Source organism: Peribacillus sp. NPDC096448 (assembly GCF_044762675.1).
Classification (GTDB): domain Bacteria; phylum Bacillota; class Bacilli; order Bacillales; family DSM-1321; genus Peribacillus; species Peribacillus frigoritolerans_B.
On record NZ_JBIWEU010000001.1, the window covers coordinates 1 to 19,162 of the forward strand.

Annotated in this window: 17 protein-coding genes and 1 other annotated feature; of the genes, 8 read left to right on the forward strand and 9 right to left on the reverse strand. The window is 42.6% G+C overall.

Annotation, left to right across the window (positions count from 1 at the left end):
* Both ACIQ0C_RS00005 and ACIQ0C_RS00010 read right to left on the reverse strand, forming a co-directional pair.
* A partial coding sequence (locus ACIQ0C_RS00005) for a helix-turn-helix domain-containing protein (RefSeq protein ID WP_403055758.1) occupies positions 1-257 on the reverse strand: 257 nt, incomplete at its 3' end.
* A gap of 90 nt (positions 258-347) precedes the next feature.
* Complete coding sequence (locus tag ACIQ0C_RS00010) at positions 348-1,460, reverse strand: aminopeptidase (RefSeq protein WP_403055761.1); 1,113 nt, start codon at positions 1,458-1,460, stop codon at positions 348-350.
* A 229-nt stretch (positions 1,461-1,689) separates the two neighbouring features.
* Between ACIQ0C_RS00010 and ACIQ0C_RS00015 the strand changes: the two genes are divergently transcribed.
* The 5 genes from ACIQ0C_RS00015 to ccpA all read left to right on the forward strand — a co-directional run bounded on the left by ACIQ0C_RS00015 (position 1,690) and on the right by ccpA (position 6,267).
* Entirely contained in the window at positions 1,690-2,199 is a 510-nt protein-coding gene (locus ACIQ0C_RS00015) for a DUF948 domain-containing protein (RefSeq protein ID WP_076364648.1), read from the forward strand.
* Positions 2,200-2,246: 47 nt separating this feature from the next.
* Entirely contained in the window at positions 2,247-2,819 is a 573-nt protein-coding gene (locus ACIQ0C_RS00020) for a YtxH domain-containing protein (protein WP_403055765.1), read from the forward strand.
* Positions 2,820-2,947: 128 nt separating this feature from the next.
* Complete coding sequence (gene ytxJ, locus ACIQ0C_RS00025; RefSeq protein ID WP_063594411.1) at positions 2,948-3,274, forward strand: bacillithiol system redox-active protein YtxJ; 327 nt, start codon at positions 2,948-2,950, stop codon at positions 3,272-3,274.
* A 530-nt stretch (positions 3,275-3,804) separates the two neighbouring features.
* Complete coding sequence (locus tag ACIQ0C_RS00030; RefSeq protein ID WP_034309244.1) at positions 3,805-4,881, forward strand: bifunctional 3-deoxy-7-phosphoheptulonate synthase/chorismate mutase; 1,077 nt, start codon at positions 3,805-3,807, stop codon at positions 4,879-4,881.
* Positions 4,882-5,262: 381 nt separating this feature from the next.
* Complete coding sequence (ccpA, locus tag ACIQ0C_RS00035) at positions 5,263-6,267, forward strand: catabolite control protein A (protein ID WP_403055769.1); 1,005 nt, start codon at positions 5,263-5,265, stop codon at positions 6,265-6,267.
* A 91-nt stretch (positions 6,268-6,358) separates the two neighbouring features.
* On the opposite strand, the gene ACIQ0C_RS00040 is transcribed toward ccpA, so the two are convergent.
* The 3 genes from ACIQ0C_RS00040 to ACIQ0C_RS00050 are packed head-to-tail and all read right to left on the reverse strand — an operon-like array spanning position 6,359 to position 8,842.
* Positions 6,359-7,540 carry an acetoin utilization protein AcuC gene (locus ACIQ0C_RS00040; RefSeq protein WP_403055772.1) on the reverse strand — a complete coding sequence of 394 codons (1,182 nt, stop codon included), beginning with the start codon at positions 7,538-7,540 and terminating at the stop codon, positions 6,359-6,361.
* A complete protein-coding gene (locus tag ACIQ0C_RS00045; protein ID WP_214748659.1) occupies positions 7,533-8,183 on the reverse strand; it encodes an acetoin utilization AcuB family protein in 651 nt (216 codons plus the stop codon). The genes ACIQ0C_RS00040 and ACIQ0C_RS00045 overlap by 8 nt, the downstream gene beginning before the upstream one ends.
* 26 nt (positions 8,184-8,209) lie before the next feature.
* Positions 8,210-8,842, reverse strand: coding sequence for a GNAT family N-acetyltransferase (locus tag ACIQ0C_RS00050; protein ID WP_402835339.1), 633 nt, complete (start codon positions 8,840-8,842; stop codon positions 8,210-8,212).
* Between the two features lie 338 nt (positions 8,843-9,180).
* Between ACIQ0C_RS00050 and acsA the strand changes: the two genes are divergently transcribed.
* The gene (gene acsA / locus ACIQ0C_RS00055; RefSeq protein WP_403055775.1) at positions 9,181-10,899 is read left to right on the forward strand and encodes an acetate--CoA ligase; all 1,719 of its coding nucleotides are present in this window, start codon (positions 9,181-9,183) and stop codon (positions 10,897-10,899) included.
* A 129-nt stretch (positions 10,900-11,028) separates the two neighbouring features.
* Here the strand turns inward: acsA and ACIQ0C_RS00060 are convergent, their stop codons facing one another.
* Entirely contained in the window at positions 11,029-14,058 is a 3,030-nt protein-coding gene (locus ACIQ0C_RS00060; protein ID WP_403055778.1) for a transglycosylase domain-containing protein, read from the reverse strand.
* A 149-nt stretch (positions 14,059-14,207) separates the two neighbouring features.
* Positions 14,208-14,424, forward strand: a binding site (T-box leader).
* Between the two features lie 66 nt (positions 14,425-14,490).
* Between ACIQ0C_RS00060 and tyrS the strand changes: the two genes are divergently transcribed.
* Positions 14,491-15,747 (forward strand): tyrosine--tRNA ligase, encoded by a 1,257-nt coding sequence (tyrS, locus tag ACIQ0C_RS00065; protein WP_403055781.1) that lies wholly within the window; start codon positions 14,491-14,493, stop codon positions 15,745-15,747.
* Between the two features lie 96 nt (positions 15,748-15,843).
* Here tyrS and rpsD read toward each other — a convergent pair whose 3' ends face one another.
* Positions 15,844-16,446, reverse strand: coding sequence for a 30S ribosomal protein S4 (rpsD, locus tag ACIQ0C_RS00070; RefSeq protein WP_137018135.1), 603 nt, complete (start codon positions 16,444-16,446; stop codon positions 15,844-15,846).
* A gap of 473 nt (positions 16,447-16,919) precedes the next feature.
* Complete coding sequence (locus tag ACIQ0C_RS00075) at positions 16,920-17,399, reverse strand: GAF domain-containing protein (RefSeq protein ID WP_402835335.1); 480 nt, start codon at positions 17,397-17,399, stop codon at positions 16,920-16,922.
* Positions 17,400-17,553: 154 nt separating this feature from the next.
* Between ACIQ0C_RS00075 and refZ the strand changes: the two genes are divergently transcribed.
* Complete coding sequence (gene refZ / locus ACIQ0C_RS00080; RefSeq protein ID WP_402835334.1) at positions 17,554-18,198, forward strand: forespore capture DNA-binding protein RefZ; 645 nt, start codon at positions 17,554-17,556, stop codon at positions 18,196-18,198.
* Between the two features lie 12 nt (positions 18,199-18,210).
* On the opposite strand, the gene hisJ is transcribed toward refZ, so the two are convergent.
* Positions 18,211-19,014: a histidinol-phosphatase HisJ gene (gene hisJ / locus ACIQ0C_RS00085; RefSeq protein ID WP_403055784.1), complete on the reverse strand. Its 804-nt coding sequence runs from the start codon at positions 19,012-19,014 to the stop codon at positions 18,211-18,213.
* Positions 19,015-19,162 lie beyond the last annotated feature (148 nt).

The following is a 19,162-nucleotide window of genomic DNA, read 5'->3' on the forward strand; positions in this document are numbered from 1 at the left end:
TTATACACAGCAGCTGCATGGGTACTAGACACTCCAAAATCGTTCATATAGTTTAGTACATCCATCTTAAAGCTAATATCATAATTTGTATAGGTAGACATTAGCCCTTCTATACCATGTTCTTTATAATGCGCCACCCAATGCTTTAAAGGAGTCAAACTGGTATTAAATTGATTCGCGACAGTTCTAAATGAGTCAACTCCTTCTAAATAAGCAAGGACAGCTTTTAATTTCAACTCTAATGAATATTTTGTCATAAAAAATAGCACCTCCAATTGTTAGATGGTGTCTAACAATTGGGGTGCAGTTCAAGTAGCGGGTTGGTCGTTTTTTTATTGGTTTTTATGTTATTTTAAATTTTCTGGATTTAAATTTTCCAGTTCCGGTAAAACGAAGCGTCCGTCCTTGCGTATCAAGACGTCATCAAAATGGATTTCCCCGCCGCCATATTCAGGCCGCTGGATATTGACCAGGTCCCAGTGAATGTCTGAATGGTTTCCGTTATAGGCATCATCATAGCATTGTCCGGGAGTGAAATGAAAACTTCCATCAATTTTTTCATCAAAGAGGATATCTTGCATCGGGTGTAGAATATAAGGATTTACACCAATTGCAAATTCACCGACATATCGTGCGCCTTCATCAGTATCAAAAATTTTGTTGATGCGTTCCGTATCATTCGCAACCGCTTCAACGATTTTTCCATCCTTGAATGTTAACTTCACGTTTTCAAAAGTAAAACCCTGATAAGGGGAAGGAGTATTATACGAAATCACTCCATTGATGGAATCTTTAACTGGAGCCGTATATACTTCACCGTCAGGAATGTTCAGCTCACCCGCACATTTGATGGCTTTAATGTCTTTGATGGAGAAGGTTAGGTCCGTACCGGGCCCAGTTAAGCGGACCTTATCCGTTTTATCCATCAATTCAACAAGGTTGTCCATTGCTGCGCTCATTTTGCCATAGTCGAGGTTGCAGACTTCGAAATAAAAGTCTTCGAATGCTTCTGTGCTCATTTTGGCTAATTGGGCCATGGAATTTGTCGGGTAGCGAAGTACGACCCATTTTGTTTTTGGCACGCGGATATTTCTATGTACTTTACCGATTGTCTGTCCATGAATCGCCATCTTCTCTGAAGGGACATCGGATTGTTCATTGATATTATCCCCGGCACGAAGCCCGATATAAGCATCCATCTGGTTCATTACGTTTGCTTCAAACTCACCCATCATCTTGTACTGTTCTTCTTTGGCACCCATCAGCAAGGCACGATCCACTTGGTGATCCTTTAACAGGACGAATGGGTAACCACCTGCTGCATAGGCTTCATTCACAAGTGCGTTAACAAGTTCACGCTGCAATCCAAAGTTTTCGATCAAGATTCTTTCACCTTTTTGAAGCTTCACGGAATAATTGATTAAGTTTTTGGCCAATGTACCAATTCTGGGATCTTTCATAAAAAATACCTCCATTGTTTAAATTCGACTTATCTTTTCTATCATACCCGATTTCCTGCCATAAGTGTCACCTATGAATTTCGCGGAGGAAATGGATGCAGACAACAATATTTCCAGATTAGGGTTTGATAGGGTATATTGAAAAAATAAATACGTTTATAATAATAGGGAAGGGGTAATTAATATCTAACAGCTATTAAATAAGTCGATTTTTTTCGGAGGTGTTCCAATGGAGATTATTTTATACGTAAGTGCTGCTGTTGCAGCGATAGCTTTTTTGGTACTAGTTATATTTCTAACAAAGGTACTGACATCACTTCAAACTACCCTGGACAGTGTGGCCCGGACGCTGACAGGACTAGAGAGCCAAATGCAGGGCATAACGCTCGAAACTACTCAGTTATTACATAAAACGAATACGTTGGCTGAAGATTTGCAGCAAAAGTCAGAAAACCTGAACACGGTGGTGGATGCGGTGAAGGATGTAGGTACATCCATCTCTAGCTTTAATTCTTCCATCCAAAAGGTTTCCCATAAAGTGCAGGCTGAGATTGATAATAATCAAGAAAGAATCTCACAAATTGTACAATGGAGCAATGTAGCCATGGAGATCAGGGACAAATGGAAGGCCAGAAGCAAACAGGCAGCCCCGACCCCAACTGAAAGGGCAGAGTTAGAAAGGGAAGCGCTGGAAACAGATAACTTACCTAAAAAAAGGTTTTTACGTTCCAGATCATAAAATCTAGTTAAATAAAAATGAACTGAAAATTGAAAGGGGAATGTATTATGACTCAAAAAGAATTTCCGACAAAGGACTATCAGAAATCATATGAGGACGAACGCGACTCGATCAATTCTAAGGACTTTATGATTGGCGCCTTGATCGGCGGGATGATCGGAGCGGCTACAGCTTTGTTCATGGCTCCGAAAACAGGCAAGGAATTAAGGAATGACTTCAATGAACAAGCTAGAAACATTTCAGAGAAAACAGAAAGATTAAGACAAACGGCGATGGAAAAAGGTACAGTCCTTGCTGATACTGCAAAAGAAAAAACAAGCTCAGTCACGGAAATCGTTTCCAATAAATCTTCAAATATCGTCAACAAAGTGAAGAGCCTGAAAACGGGAAAAGAGAACGGCGACGCTGCTGATGATACAACGAATTCAAGCAATAAGGATATTGATGTAACCGGAACTACCGATGCTCCTATCGTATCAGTCGAAACGAACTTTGCTAATGGAAATGACCCGGAAAATAATCCTGCAGATCCTACAAGCGGAAACAAGAATGCGGCAAAATTAAAACTTGATGAAGCGAAAAAGGCATTTGATGAAACGGAGAGTAAACTAAAAAATTAAACTCCTTAGATTCCTTTAATGGGAATGAAGAGGCATTAAGGGACGAAGAATAAGGCGGTGAAGTGCTTCGATGGCTTCATCGCCTTTTTGATGGTAAAATTTATATGACAAGGAAAGGAGACTGCTTTATGGTCATGAGCAAAATCGAAACAGAAGAACAATTCAATGAGCTTTTAAAAGAGGATACATTCCTGCTTTTCAAGCATAGCGTAACATGCCCTGTAAGTGCTGAAGCATTTGAACAATATGAGAGGTACATCTTAGGGAACGAACAACTTAAAACGGCCTATTTAGCCGTCCAGGAAGCTCGTCCACTATCCAATTATGTGGCAGAAACATTTGATGTCAAACATCAATCACCTCAGGCCATCCTTTTTAAAAGTGGAAAACCTGTCTGGAATGAATCTCATTGGCGGATTACATATGATTCATTGAGCAAGGCCATTACAGAATGAATTTGAAGGCCGGATCCCTTTTGTAGGGGGTCCGGCCTCTTATTATTCCAATGATTGGTGGGCCTAAGGATTTTAATCCTGGGGAAACCTTTTCTAGGGATGCCCTTCCTGTTCATTTGGCTAACACAAAGACTCTTTAAACATTTCTCGATGGCTCAGACAAGTGACAGAAGATTTAAACATTTCCCTATGATCTTGAGAGAAATTATCAATTAAATGATAGCTTTCCTGTTCTATTTCCAATATAATTCCTACAACGGATCGTGTTTCAATATTCAGTTTCTTGCATGAGTGGCACCTAGTTTTATGCATTTATAACTTTAATGCTTAAAAGCGTTTAATTATTAAAGAAAAATATAGTGACATTTTTGGACACTTCATTTATAATTGATTTTATCATACATGAAATATTCTAAATTTTTCATTGATAAAACAATCGGGGTGGATGTTCGAGGATCCAGATGGGATTTTTTTTAGTATAAGTCCGCTGAACCGATTTCTATTTTAAAAAACGAAGGGATGGATTTGTAATGAGCAACAAAGAGCTTGATGGACTTCGTAATCAACTGGATGATGTGAACCTTCAGTTATTACATCTTATTAATCAACGTGCTGAACTTGTACAGGAAATTGGTCGCGTTAAAGAAAAACAAGGTGTAAACCGTTACGATCCGGTCCGTGAAAGAACAATGCTGGATCTTATCGAAGCCAATAATCAAGGACCGCTTGATCTTGGTTCGATTAAACATATTTTCAAAGAAATCTTTAAATTGGGCTTGGAGCTGCAAAAAGATGATCAGAAGAAAACGCTTCTTGTATCAAGAAAACAAAAGGCTGAAGACACTATCATCGACATTAAGGGTGAATTGGTAGGTAACGGGATCCCTAGCTTCGTTTTCGGACCATGTGCCGTTGAATCTTATGAACAGACAGCTGCGGTGGCGGAAGTCATTAAAGCTAAAGGTTTGAAATTGATGCGCGGCGGTGCCTTTAAGCCACGTACATCTCCATATGACTTCCAAGGACTTGGTTTGGAAGGTTTACAAATACTTAAACGTGTTGCTGATGAATACGGCTTGGCTGTCATCAGTGAAATCGTGAGTGCCAACGATATTGAAGCGGCAATCGATCATATCGATGTCATCCAAATCGGGGCGCGCAACATGCAAAACTTCGACTTGCTAAAAGCGGCAGGTGCTGTAAATAAACCAGTACTTTTAAAACGCGGACTGGCTGCAACGATTGAAGAGTTCATTCATGCAGCGGAATACATCATGTCGCAGGGCAATGGCAACATCATCCTTTGTGAACGCGGTATCCGCACATACGAAAAAGCAACTAGAAATACACTTGATATCTCTGCTGTACCGATTTTAAAACAAGAAACCCATTTACCGGTCATGGTTGATGTAACCCATTCAACTGGACGTCGCGATCTCTTGCTTCCTACGGCTAAAGCGGCTCTTGCAATCGGTGCTGACGGTGTTATGGCTGAAGTGCATCCAGATCCTTCCGTTGCTCTATCGGATTCTGCACAGCAAATGGACTTCAAACAATTTGATGAATTCTACGATGAAATTAAACGTTTGAACTGGGTAACTGTATAAGCTAAGAAAGTCTTTAAATGATCTACTTACGGCCCTTACCAACTTGGCAAGGGCTTTTTTTAATGGTAAAATACTAGTTTTTGCAGAAAAAGCTTCGAAATAAGCACTATTGGATTGCAGGAAAGATTCGACTATCGTATGATAAATAACAAGAATGAGAACTGTTCGGAAGATTGGGTCATACATAAAGTGATATCTATGTGAATTTTATACTTGAATAGGGTATTGAATATTTGACTGAGAAGAGAGTAGGACTGCTTTTTTGTTAGGCAGATCGTTCCTAAAATAATCTTCCTTATAGAGAAAAACGCATAAAAGATTTTTTTTCGAAATAATTCGGGTCTTTTATGGGGAAAATGAAAGAAATGGAGGAATGGATGAATGAATAATATAACCATTTATGATGTGGCGCGTGAGGCGAATGTTTCCATGGCCACCGTTTCCCGCGTAGTTAACGGGAATCCAAATGTAAAGCCTGCAACAAGGAAGAAAGTTTCCGATGTTATTGAAAAGTTGGGGTACCGTCCCAATGCAGTGGCAAGGGGACTTGCTTCAAAGAAAACGACTACAGTCGGGGTCATCATCCCGGATATCTCGAGCATCTTTTTTGCCGAATTGGCACGGGGCATAGAAGATATAGCCACCATGTATAAATACAATATCATTCTAAGCAGTTCTGATGAGAATATAGATAAGGAATTCCATTTGCTGAATACGATGCTTGGAAAACAAGTGGATGGTATCGTATTCATGGGCGGCAACATTTCCGATGAGCATGTCAAAGAGTTTAAGAATTCACCGGTTCCAATCGTTCTCGCAGGTTCGGTGGATGAAAGCGGGCAAGTTCCATCGGTTAATATTGATTATGAGGCGGCGGCATTCGACGCAGTGACCTTCTTTGCTAATAAAGGCCACAAGCATATCGCTTTTGTAAGCGGAAACCCTTCCGCGCTGATTAATGAAATGAAATTGACTGGATATAAACGGGGATTGAAGGAAGCTGGTCTTTCATTTGATGAAAGGTATATTGTTGAAGGTGATTATACATATGATTCAGGAATTGAATCTTTTGAAAAGTACCTGGAAGTTAAAGACAGACCGACGGCATTCATCGCCGGTGCTGATGAAATGGCGCTTGGAATTGTCCATGCCGCACAGGACAAAGGGTATAATGTGCCGGAAGACTTTGAAGTGATCAGCTTCGATAACACAAGATTGACATTGATGGTGCGTCCGCAAATCACGACGATCGTTCAACCTTTATATGACATTGGTGCGGTTGCGATGAGGCTTCTTACAAAGTTGATGAACAAAGAACAAGTGGAGGAAGGTCTTGAAAAAGTGATCCTGCCGCATCGGATTGAAAACCGTCAATCAACGAAATGAACTGGTTTGGAGAGTGTCCCGAGGGCACTCTCTTTTTGTTCCCCAAATGTATTACCAAACCAAAAAAGATCGTTTTTCAACGATCTTTTGGTCAACTTTGTTCATTGCTTTTCGCTGTTTGCTTGGAAGACCGGATGGGATAAAGGACCTTTTCAAGCGTCAGGGCATTCTTCTCGGTAATTTCAGGCTTCCTCGGAATGGGTTCGTATATATCCTCCATGTCATCCCATTCATTCGGTAGGGGAACAGGGGACTCAGGCTGCCAGCGATCGAGCCATTCCTTTGATAGGGGACCTGAAATATCATTATTCGTCATTTCAAGCCAGACCCTCGCCCAAGCCCTCGGAACGACGCGCCATATATCATATCCGCCGCCACCTACTGCAATCCACCGTCCTTCGCAATACTTATGGGCCATTTCGTGTGCCAACTTTGGTATTTCCTTATAAATCTTCATGGTGGCAGATAAATGTGTGAGCGGATCATAATAATGGGAATCGGCTCCGTTTTGCGTTAATATGACATCCGGTTTGAAGAATTCAATGACCTCTTTAAAGGAAGTCCTATAGCATTCGAGCCAGGATTCATCTTCAGTGAACGCATCGACCGGGATGTTGAATGAATAGCCGTAGCCTTTTCCCTGGCCCCGCTCGTTAATATTTCCGGTGCCGGGAAATAAGTAGCGCCCCGTTTCATGAATGGATAAGGTGCATACATCGGGATCATCATAAAATGACCATTGGACTCCGTCACCGTGATGTGCATCGGTATCGACATACAGGACACGCGCCCCATATTTCTTTTGCAGGTATTTAATCGCGACCGAACTATCATTGTAAATGCAAAAGCCTGAGGCTTTCCCACGGAAACCGTGATGCAGGCCACCGCCAAGATTAAGTGCGTGCAGGGATTGACCGGTCATGACGGCATCCACAGCCGTCAAAGTTCCGCCTACAAGCAAGGCGCTTGCTTCGTGCATGTTGGGGAAGATAGGGGTATCCTCTGTTCCTAGTCCATAATTTACTGCCTTTTCATGGGGGAGCTTTCCCTGGCCCGCCAATCTGACAGCGTTTACATAATGGTGATCATGGATCAGTTCCAATTCTGCATCGGTAGCCATTCTGGGCTTGATAATTTGGTCATCATTGATGGCATGGTGTTTTTTTAATAAATCAAGCGTGAGTTTAAGCCGTTTTTGATTGAATGGATGCTCATCGTTGAATTTGTAGGTAAGAAGTTCATCCGAATAGACGAAAAGGGATGTATCATTCATGTGAAATCCCCGGTAGACTAGGCCATAAAACGGTATAGCCTTCTTTCTTCAAATCCTCCACCACCATAAATGGATTCATCGTCTGTACACGAATTACAAGAATTTTATAATCGGTTCCATTTTTTTCAGGATAAACAAGGGTGCTCAGGATATTCGTATTGCGCCTTTTGAAAATATGGGCAATATCATGAAGGGAACCTGCCTTATCCGGGATTCTGATTTCGATTTGGGAACCGGGCTGATTGACTCCAGTCAATTCAACGTATGAATGAAGTAAATCAGAGCCCGTTATGATGCCCACTAACTTCCTTCCCTTTACGATTGGAAGGCAGCTGATATTGTTATCGCAAAAAACAGCCCCGATTTCTTCCACGAAATCCAGCGGGTGCCCCGTGATTATTTCCGTTTTCATGATGCTTGATAGTGGTTTTTGTAAATCATTTTTGTATTCTTCGGTACGGAAAATAGAAGGGGCAGCATCCCGAATATCACGGTCGCTGACTAATCCCACAAGTTGAAAGCTGTCATCGACAATGGGTATATGGCGAATTCGTTTCTCCTTAATGATCAAGACAGCGCTATGGATGGTATCCGTTGGAGTGAGAGTGATGATATCCTCATTCATTATTGTTTCAACAATCATTTTCCTTCCTCCTCTTCCTCGCCTCTTTAATACATAAACCGATTCATAAAACGCAATTGGTCGAACTTCTGGATGGACTCCGGCGGGACTCTTTTGCCAATTCGGGCCATCAGGCAGTTGGCCGGATGGGAACTGATTTCTGGATCATCTGTTGCAAAGTAAACCAAGCCACCCGCACTCATCATTTTTTCCATGACCTTGCGATAGTCCCAAATATTCAGCCCTGTCCCTTTCAAATCCCAATGCCAATAGTATTCAGTGGTGATGATGATGAAGTCTTCGACCGAATCGTCTTCCATTGAAAGGCGGATTAGGTTCTTTCCGACGGAGGCACCCCGGTATTTAGGGATGACTTCGATTGCACCAAGCTCAATCAGGTCATCCATCTTGATTTCCGACCAGCGCTCCAAGGGATCGGGATATAAGTAAGTCACATAACCCACGATTGTTTCATTTTCACGGGCGATGAAGATCCTGCCCTCAGGCAAGTCTGCAATCTCTATTAACGCTTTATGCTGCAAAGCAGGAGGGCGAAAGGCGACCAAGTCTTCGTGAAACTCATAAGCGGACATTCTTTCGCCGCTTAACGGCCCCTCGATGATGAGCGTTCCGCTTAATGTCTGCAGTTCCTTAGTGTAAAAGGTCTTACTATATTCCATTCTTTCACCACCCTTGTTATGTAGTAATCTTACAATCTCGCATTCCGGAGTATACGAATCATTGCTTTTAAAAACTTACCGAATGGAAAGCTTATATAAATTATACATGAAAACAAGGGGCATAATTCAGAAAGTTCAAGACGCTTTTGTTACAGTGCTTCTTCTTTCCCGGCCATCATATGGATTCACCTTGACCATAACAATATTCCAGTAACTTTCAAAATTCACCAAGAAGGGATTTCCCTAATATGGAAGTGTTTAATATTTTAAAAATTGAGATAATTCGTTTCTTATACTATAATAAAAATATAGAGCCGAATGAAGGGGGAGTTTGTCGTATGAATGTGAAAGCGTTGCCAGTAGTGGAAGGTAATTTCAATTTAAAGAATTATGATGAAAAATACAATAAGTTTGACTGGTCTGAGACGGAAAAGGAATTCTCCTGGTCTGAAACCGGTAAAGTGAATCTTGCATATGAAGCCATTGACCGCCATGTCGAAACATACAAAAGGAATAAAGTGGCCCTTTATTACAAAGACGATCAAAGAAATGAAAAGTATACATTCAAGGAAATGAAAGATTATACGAACCAAGCGGCCAATGTGTTCAAGAACATTGCCAATGTGGAAAAAGGTGATCGTGTTTTCATCTTCATGCCTCGCTCCCCGGAGCTTTATTTTGCATTGTTGGGTGCGATTAAAACGGGAGCGGTCGTAGGGCCGTTGTTCGAAGCCTTCATGGAAGGCGCCATAAGGGATCGTCTTGAGGATAGTGAGGCAAGTGTGATTGTGACGACACCTGAACTTTTGCCGCGCGTCCCAGTGGATGAATTACCCCATTTAAAGCATATTTTCTTGGTGGGGGAAAATATAAAAGAAGAAGGAAAGTACCATCACTTCAATAAGAAGTTAAAAGAAGCCGACAAAAAATTCGACATTGAATGGGTGGATCGGAATGACGGTCTGATCCTTCACTATACCTCCGGTTCCACAGGCAAACCAAAAGGGGTGCTTCATGTTCATAATGCGATGATCCAGCATTATCAAACGGCAAGATGGGTCCTTGATTTGCAGGATGAGGATGTGTATTGGTGCACAGCGGACCCTGGATGGGTGACAGGGACGTCTTACGGGATTTTTGGACCTTGGCTTACAGGGACCTCGAATGTCGTTGTAGGCGGGCGGTTCAAGCCTGAATCCTGGTACAAGACCTTGGAGGACTTTGGTGTCACGGTATGGTATAGTGCCCCGACAGCCTTCAGGATGCTGATGGGCGCAGGTGATGAAATCGTTAAGCGTTTCGATTTAAGCAATCTCCGCCATATTTTAAGTGTCGGTGAACCGTTGAACCCGGAGGTGGTGCGCTGGGGAATGAAGGTATTCAATCACCGGATCCATGATACATGGTGGATGACGGAGACCGGGGCTCAGGTCATCTGCAATTATCCTTGCCTGGAAATCAAACCGGGTTCGATGGGTAAACCGATTCCTGGCGTGAAAGCGGCAATAGTGGATGATCAAGGGAACGAGCTTCCGCCGCATAGGATGGGGAACCTTGCCATCAAGAAAGGCTGGCCTTCGATGATGAAGACAGTCTGGAAGAATGAAGCGAAATATGAATCTTACTTTATGCCAGGTGATTGGTATGTTTCCGGAGATTCAGCATATATGGATGAAGATGGTTATTTCTGGTTCCAAGGCCGTGTTGATGATGTCATCATGACGGCAGGGGAGAGAGTCGGACCTTTCGAAGTGGAAAGCAAGTTGGTCGAGCATCCAGCCGTAGCTGAAGCGGGGGTCATCGGGAAGCCGGATCCGGTTCGGGGGGAAATTATCAAAGCGTTCATCGCTCTTCGTGACGGATACGATGCGAACGATGAGTTGATTGAGGAAATTCGTACATTTGTAAAGCACGGTCTAGCAGCACATGCGGCACCCCGTGAAATTGAATTCAGGGATAAACTTCCTAAAACAAGAAGCGGTAAAATCATGCGCCGTGTCTTGAAAGCTTGGGAACTTGATTTGCCAACCGGTGATTTATCATCGATGGAGGATTGAGAAACTGGGTCATCCTGATTATTGAGAATGAAAAAGGCATCCATTCACTTATGGATGCCTTTTTGGGAGATTATAAGGAAACAGGCTGTCGGGGTTACCCGACAGCCTGTTTTAGTTCAAGAAAGAGTGTCATTCTTCCTCTTCTTCAGCTTTATCCGTGTCTTGCTCTTGATCATTGACTGTGCCTTGATCTTTGTCGGCCTCTTGATTTTCTTTTTCTGTATTCTCTTTGTTTTGATCTTTGTCTTGAGCTGGCTCTTTATCTTCATCCGTTCCTGTTTCTTTATCTGTTTCTTTATCTTTCTCTTTCTCTGGTTGTTTTTCTTTATTTGTATCTGTATCTGTATTTTTATCTGAACCGTTCTCTTCTTTTGAGTCTGTTTTTTTAATTTCGTTAACTATTTTATCTTTTGCACGATCATCTTTATTTTTTGTGGAATCTTCTTTTGAACCTGTCTTTTTAGCGCCGCTTTCAACATGTCGGGAAGGAGCTGATTCTTTTCCGACAATGTCGACGGCAGTTACGTAATAAGATCCGCCAGAGCCGACTTTGTAAACAAGATTCTCCCCAGCGTTGATGCTCGCCACTTTTTTGCCGTCTTTGTAGACACGATAACCGACGACATCTCCTTCATGATGCAAGCCCCATGTAATCTTATCGTTACTGATCGTTATGGATAGGGGATCAGGTGTTTTGCCATTATCATTCAATTTCGCTGTCGCCCCGACGACATTTCCTGATTTTTCGGCTCCGGGAATCACGGATCCCGGGTCATCGACATATTTCAAACCGATATCTGCAAAGGAATCGGGATTCAACATGAACCCGCCGCTTGTGAATTCACCAGGCGTTTGCGGAAGGGCTGCGTAGCGTTTGCTGCCGACTGATACATATTGTCCATCTATGAAACTATCATCCGCTCTGGATGGAGCATATTTGGCGATGAATAAATCCGATTTGACAAGCCCGGCTTTTTGGCATGAGCTTGAAGGCAGCAGTCCTGAAACGCCACAGAAGGAACGGCTGACAATTCCGCCAGGCATTTCGAATCGCTTATCGGGGTCGATGAGTTTAGGGTCGACCTTATAGGCGGCATTGATCAGATCTGCCCAATAATACATATTACGTTTATTATATTCCAGACCATTATACGTCCCTTGCAAGGACTTCGGTGTGTCATATCCGAGCCATGTACCGAATGATACATTTGGATTGGTTGCGACGAACCAAGCGTCCCAATAGTTTTGGGAAGTTCCGGTCTTACCTGCCCAATCACTTGAGAAAGCGAGTCGGTTCCTGACCGAAGCGGCCGTCCCGCTGTTCACGACATCACGCATCATATCAAGTGTCAAGTAAGCGGCTTGTGGTGAGAAAACATCCACTGGTTTCACTTTATGTTCATAGATGACATCGCCATCTTTCGATACGATTTTATCGATCATATAGGCATCGACGAATTCTCCTGAATTGGCAAAAGTGCCATATGCATTGACGTTTTCTTCAACGGTTACACCTTTTTCCATCGCACCTAATGACATGGCAAGATTGGAGTAATCCCCTTTCGTCACGGTGGAGAAGCCCATTTTTTCCAAATAGGAAGCTGGACCTTGGTTGATTATTTTCATGTAAAAGAGCGCTGCCGGGATATTATAGGAATTCTTCAGTGCCTCACGGGCTGTCGTTACCCCAGTATAGCTACCGCCGCCATAGTTTCCTGGACGCCACGGTTTGCCGCCTGTTGGAATGGAGATCGGCACGTTGGCCGATACGCTGCCAGGTGAGATCTTTCCTAGCTCGATGCCTGGACCATATATGAGCAAAGGCTTCATCGTTGATCCGTTTGATCGAAGTGATGATGCGGTTGCATGGTTCGTCTGTTTCCGCTTGAAATCACGGCCACCTACGAAACTGATGATTTTTCCTGTTTTATTTTCGATTAGAATAGCCCCGGCTTCAACGGGCTCGCCCGCTTTATCGTATCCGAAATTCGGATAGTTTTTCGTAACTTCCTGCATTTTATCATATATCTTTTTATTGACCGTCGTATAGATCTGATAGCCGTTTTGACGCAGCTTACGATCGGCAAGTGCTACATATTGTTCTTTTAAATCTTTATCCTTTAAATCTTTCTCTTCATATCCATCTTCTTTTGCCAGACTGACAGAGAGGATTTTGATGGAGCGTTTTTCGATTTCATTGGTGAGCCATGGATATTTCTCGGATGGCATCTCCGTTTTACCGATAAAGTCTTTAGTAATGTCGTATGCGTTTGCTTTAGCATATTCTTCTTTTGTTATGTACCCGTTACTATACATCCGCTTTAAAACGGTTTTCATCCGGTTGATGCCGGGCTCTTGATTTTCCTTCAATTTTCCTTTCTGGGTATATGGTGTATATCCGAAAGGACTTTGCGGCAATCCAGCGATAAAGGCTGATTGGGGCAGTGTCAGATCTTTGGCCTCCACGCCAAAAATACCTTCAGCGGCGGACTCGACCCCAGCGATGTTACGGCCTGAAGAGTTTCGTCCCAAAGTGGAGACGTTTAAGTACGTTTCCAAAATCTCTTCTTTTTCAAAGAACTTTTCGACCCGGAGCGCAAGAAGGATTTCTTTTGCTTTCCGTTCAAACGATACTTCGTTGGTCAGGACCTGGTTTTTAATGAGCTGCTGTGTTAATGTACTACCCCCCGATTGGACGGTTGCATTCGAAAATTCCTGGTAAATCGCACGCAGGATGGCTTTTGGGACAACCCCGTCATGCTCATAAAAATACTCATCTTCTGTAGCGATGACTGCATTTTTAAGATGCTCGGAAACTTTATCGATGGACACTTCTTCACGCTCAAGGTCACTCTTAAGCTTGCCCAAGTATACTTCATCTGCAAAGTATACTTCAGAGGTCTCTTCATAATTGTAAATGTCTTTTTTCAAATCTTCTTTTGAGCGCACTGGCTCATCATTGACGAGGGCAGCGAAATAGCCGGCTCCGACGCCGCCGGCGAATGAGAATCCTAGGATCCCGACAATAATGAGGATCAGTGTTAAATTCCAAATGACTTGGTATGTAACCCGTGCGTTCTTATGTGTTTTTTCACTTTGGAAAAAACGGGTCAGCTGCTTCCAGACTGTTTGAAATCTATCTTTTTGATTATTATTCATCGTATCATACCCCCTGAAATCACATATATTATAGCATATAACAGGTAGGGGAAAGGGCATCTTTCTTATTTTTCTATAATCTGTAAGGGTGATGTTGACAAGGATTCTTATGTATGATAAAAGTTTATTAACAACTATAAAATGATTAAATGATCGCGATGATAGGACCCAGTAGTCAGACTATCCCTGTTTCAGAGAGCCGGTGGTTAGTGGAAATCGGTACAAATGGTATGATGAATTACTTCCTGGAGCATTTGCTGTGAAATGATTAGTAGCAGGAAACGGCTGACGACCGTTATTCGTCTTGAGCGGAGGGCATGTTATGTCCTCAAGTTGGGTGGTACCGCGAATTCATTCGTCCCTTCATATTTATGAAGGGGCGTTTTTGTGTGCTTTTTGCGGGTTTTTTCTAAGATGGAGGAGGAATATTTAATGGAATTGCTTAAAGACCTCGAGTGGAGAGGGATTATTTATCAACAAACGGATGAAGAGGGTTTTAAGAGCCTTTTGGAAAAAGAGAAAATTTCTTTATACTGTGGTGTCGATCCAACTGCGGATAGTATGCATATCGGACATCTATTGCCATTCTTGACATTGCGCCGTTTCCAGCAGCACGGTCATCGTCCCCTTGTGCTTGTAGGCGGTGCGACAGGACTCATCGGTGATCCAAGCGGTAAAAAAGAGGAACGTCAGCTGCAAACGCTGGAAAAAGTGCTTTATAATGCAGACTGCATAAAAGGGCAGCTATCCCACATCTTTGAATTCGACGGTGAAAATGGTGCAGTCATGGTCAATAACTATGACTGGATAGGTAAAATCGATATGGTTACGTTCTTGCGTGATTACGGGAAATACATCGGCATTAACTACATGCTGGCAAAAGATACGGTTGCTTCCCGCTTGGATACGGGAATTTCCTTTACTGAATTTGCGTACACGATTTTACAAGGAATTGATTTCGGTCATTTATACAGCAATTACGACTGTAAATTGCAAATTGGCGGCAGTGATCAATGGGGCAACATTACGACAGGCCTTGAAATGATCAGGAAATCCAATGATGAGAATGCCAAAGCATTCGGTATGACGATCCCGCTCGTAACGAAAGCGGATGGAACGAAATTCGGTAAAACGGAAGGCGGAGCGATTTGGCTTGACCCGGAAAAAACGACTCCGTATGAATTTTACCAATTCTGGATCAATACAGCTGATGCAGATGTCGTGAAATACCTGAAATTCTTCACTTTCCTATCTCGTGAGGTGATTGAAGAGTTAGAGCAATCCGTACAAAACGAACCGCATTTGCGTAAAGCGCAAAAAGCTTTAGGGGAAGAAATGACCCGTTTGATTCATGGTCAGGAAGCTCTTAACCAAGCAATCAAAATCTCTGCCGCCCTATTCAGCGGTGAGGTGAAGAATTTAAGTGCAGCGGAAATCAAATTGGGCTTTAAAGATGTCCCTAGCTTCGAACGTGAAAGCAAGGAAGATATCAGTTTGGTCGATTTAATCGTTGAAGCGAAAATTTCGCCATCAAAGCGTCAAGCCCGTGAAGATATCCAGAACGGGGCAATCTCCATAAATGGGGAGAAAGTGACCGATCTGCAATATGTAGTGACGGAAGCTGCCAAGATTGAAGGGGAGTTCATCCTCGTTCGTCGCGGCAAGAAGAAATACACATTAGTGAAATGATTGTTCAAGGCCCGGCTGAAACTCAGCCGGGCTTTGTCATGCAAAGGTGTTTAGGTGCAAAAAAACCCCCATCCAAGGATGGGGGCTTTGAAGTTATTAACGAGAGTAGAACTCAACGATAAGAGCTTCGTTAATTTCAGCAGGCAATTCAGAACGTTCTGGTAAACGAGTGAAAGTACCTTCTAACTTCTCAGCATCGAAAGTAAGGAAATCAGGAACGAAGTTAGTTGCTTCAACTGATTCTTTGATGATTGAGAAGTTGCGTGATTTTTCACGAACTGCGATTGTTTGTCCAAGAGACACTTTGTAAGATGGAATGTCTACGCGGCTTCCGTCTACAGTGATGTGACCGTGGTTAACAAGTTGACGTGCTTGACGGCGCGTACGAGCTAAACCAAGACGGTAAACTAGGTTGTCAAGACGTGATTCAAGAAGAATCATGAAGTTTTCACCATGTACACCTTTAAGTTTGCCAGCGCGGTCGAACATTGTGCGGAATTGACGTTCAGTGATTCCGTACATGTGACGAAGTTTTTGTTTCTCTTGTAGTTGCATTCCGTATTCAGAAATTTTTCTACGTTGGTTAGGACCATGTTGTCCTGGAGCATAAGGGCGTTTTTCTAATTCTTTACCAGTACCTGTTAGGGAAATTCCTAAACGACGGGATAGTTTCCAGCTTGGGCCAGTATAACGAGCCATAGGATGACTCCTCCTTTAAATGTTTTTATTTTGGTAAAATAAAAACCGTGTGAATGTACGATCATGACCATTTTGTTTTCATGTACCTTCGCCCTAGCAGCAGAGGGTTACGAGATACACCTCCGTATTGAGGAACAAAATGAGAACATAAAGGCTGTCACATAGGCTGCAATATTTTACACAAAGAGTATTGTATAATATTCTGCTCAATGAGTCAAGGACAGTTGTGATTAATTAAGGAATAGAGAATGGCGGCAGGAAAAATGCAATTTTATAATGAGATAATGAATCCAAAAATTACGGATGGTTTCCGGCATTATTTGGGAGCCTTTGCATTTCACGGTTAAATGATGCTAAGGAAACAGGGCTGATGAAGCGTTATATATTGAGAAGAATTCAGGAAAGGGCAGGGGACATGGACATGGAGTCCTGTAATAAAGGGAGCAGGCAAGGAATGCCGCTCCCTTTAACTTTTATAGGTGATTGGAAAGGATTTCAGCGAATTTCTCCAGTCCTTGCTGATCCATTTCGTCAAAACGGTCCGTTATCGGGCTGTCGATATCGAGGACACCGAGCAAATTTCCATCCTTCATGAGCGGTATGACAATTTCAGATCTTGATGCCGCATCGCAGGCGATATGTCCAGGGAATTGGTGGACATCCGCAATGCGCAGGGTTTTTTCAGTTGCTGCTGAAGTCCCGCATACGCCCTTGCCCATTGGAATGCGGACACAGGCTGGTAGCCCCTGGAAGGGTCCTAGTATTAATTGGTCTTCTTCATATAAATAAAAACCAACCCAGTTAATCTCATCGAGAAACTGATTAAGTAAAGCTGCCGCATTGCTTAAATTGGCTATCCGGTTCGTTTCATCTTCGATTAAGGCAAGTAGTTGTTTTTGGACCAGTTCATAGTTTTTTTCTTTTTTTCCTTGATACATTTCGACATTAAACAAAAGCGTTCACCCGTCTTCCTCAAATTTTTACAGCACTTTCTAATCATGATGCTCCTTTGTTGGGAAATTGTCGATAACTTACTAAAGGATTCAGGCTCTTCCGTGAAGAAGTAGTCCACAAGACTTGTCTCAAAGAAAGCGAGGGATTGCCTGAATGAATCGCCAGACGCCAACGAAACAAGCCATTGTGGAAGCTGCATTGCATTTATTTCATTTAAAAGGCTATCATGCTACATCCATACGGGATATTGCGAATAAAGCGAAAGTGAACGCTGCCAATATTGCCTACTATTTCAAGAATAAGCAGGGGTTGCTGGAATTCTGTTTCACTTCCTATTTAGAAGAATATATCCTGGTCCTTGAGACGAACATGACACTGCTTGAACATAAAGGCCCGCAGCATTGCTTGATGAACCTTGTAAAGGATATCCTCTCTTTCCAGAGGGAAAACTTCCTTGCTGCACGGTTCATATATGGGGAATCTTCACTCGATTCCAATTTAAACCGCGAAATTCATTCGACTTATTTTACAAAGGAAAAATCTTATTTTCAATATATTTTGGAACAAGGAATCAAGAGCAGGAGTTTCCAACAGGTTTCCGTTCCCATGTATATGCTGCAGTTGAAGGGATTATTGACGGCCCCTGTCCTGCATACCCATTATGCGATGGATGTGCTTCATGTATTCCCGCAGGAAGCCTATTACACGAATATGTATGCCAATGAAGTCGGACGTTTTCTGCAAGATACCCTTTTCATTGCCGAAGACCTGCAGCCACTGTTAGCTGGCCGGGGCTGAAGTGTATACAAGTTACCCATTAAACCCTGCAATCAGTGCCTGATGGCCCTGACCCAAATCTTTAGCCTGATGGGCATCGGAACCGTAAATGAGCGGAATGCCGAGATCTATTGCACGCTTTGCAAATCGTTCAGGAGGGTAGGGTTCACCGCATAGCGGCTTTACAAGCCCAGCTCCATTATAATCCAGTTCATATCTTTGATCCTTGATTATTTCGAGAACCTTGTAAACACGCTCGTCAAAACTCGATGCCGGCGGATATCGATGCTGGAATTTGTGGACAAGCGTAATGTGCCCGATCCGTTTTGGTTTATAAATGCCTAAATCAGATTCTATTGATTTTTCCAGTGTATCGTAATATTTGGCATAAACCGAGTCCACTGAACCTAGTTCATTGGCAATCTCACCAAACCCACTTTCGCTGAAATCGATACAATGCCAACTGTTTTGATGCTTGATGAAGTGGACGGAAAGTATACTATCATCAAGGAATTCTCCGATTTCGTCGAGGAATTCTTTTGTTTCTTTTTCATACCCCTCTATAAAGTCAACCTCCAGACCTGTTTTGATCAGGATTTTGTCTTTATGGCGTTCTTTCAGTACGCAGAGCTCTTGAAAGTAATCCAGGAGCAGGGCAGCGTCCATGCCGCTGTCTTTTTCAGGCGTAGGATCTTGAAAATTTCGTGGCAATGGAGCATGTTCCGTAAATGTGATTTCCTTTAATCCTAGCTCGATTCCCCGCGTAATATATTCATCGAATTTATCCGTAGAGCCGTGAGGGCAAAACGGAGTGTGCACATGACCGTCAGCTTTCATGGTCCTTCCCTCCCAAAAAACAGGTATTTGTAGCAATTTTCTACAAAAAAATCATTTTTCTCGTCAAAAATTATTGCTAACATGGTATCATAAAAACATTAAATTTAACATTTTTACAATTTATATATAAACGTGCAAGACTGTAAGG

Bases quoted from the DNA above. Each gene is read 5' to 3' on its own strand.
- ACIQ0C_RS00010 (WP_403055761.1), bottom strand. From the start codon at position 1,460: ATGAAAGATCCCAGAATTGGTACATTGGCCAAAAACTTAATCAATTAT.
- ACIQ0C_RS00015 (WP_076364648.1), top strand. From the start codon at position 1,690: ATGGAGATTATTTTATACGTAAGTGCTGCTGTTGCAGCGATAGCTTTT.
- ACIQ0C_RS00020 (WP_403055765.1), top strand. From the start codon at position 2,247: ATGACTCAAAAAGAATTTCCGACAAAGGACTATCAGAAATCATATGAG.
- ytxJ (WP_063594411.1), top strand. From the start codon at position 2,948: ATGGTCATGAGCAAAATCGAAACAGAAGAACAATTCAATGAGCTTTTA.
- ACIQ0C_RS00030 (WP_034309244.1), top strand. From the start codon at position 3,805: ATGAGCAACAAAGAGCTTGATGGACTTCGTAATCAACTGGATGATGTG.
- ccpA (WP_403055769.1), top strand. From the start codon at position 5,263: ATGAATAATATAACCATTTATGATGTGGCGCGTGAGGCGAATGTTTCC.
- ACIQ0C_RS00040 (WP_403055772.1), bottom strand. From the start codon at position 7,540: ATGAATGATACATCCCTTTTCGTCTATTCGGATGAACTTCTTACCTAC.
- ACIQ0C_RS00045 (WP_214748659.1), bottom strand. From the start codon at position 8,183: ATGATTGTTGAAACAATAATGAATGAGGATATCATCACTCTCACTCCA.
- ACIQ0C_RS00050 (WP_402835339.1), bottom strand. From the start codon at position 8,842: ATGGAATATAGTAAGACCTTTTACACTAAGGAACTGCAGACATTAAGC.
- acsA (WP_403055775.1), top strand. From the start codon at position 9,181: ATGAATGTGAAAGCGTTGCCAGTAGTGGAAGGTAATTTCAATTTAAAG.
- ACIQ0C_RS00060 (WP_403055778.1), bottom strand. From the start codon at position 14,058: ATGAATAATAATCAAAAAGATAGATTTCAAACAGTCTGGAAGCAGCTG.
- tyrS (WP_403055781.1), top strand. From the start codon at position 14,491: ATGGAATTGCTTAAAGACCTCGAGTGGAGAGGGATTATTTATCAACAA.
- rpsD (WP_137018135.1), bottom strand. From the start codon at position 16,446: ATGGCTCGTTATACTGGCCCAAGCTGGAAACTATCCCGTCGTTTAGGA.
- refZ (WP_402835334.1), top strand. From the start codon at position 17,554: ATGAATCGCCAGACGCCAACGAAACAAGCCATTGTGGAAGCTGCATTG.
- hisJ (WP_403055784.1), bottom strand. From the start codon at position 19,014: ATGAAAGCTGACGGTCATGTGCACACTCCGTTTTGCCCTCACGGCTCT.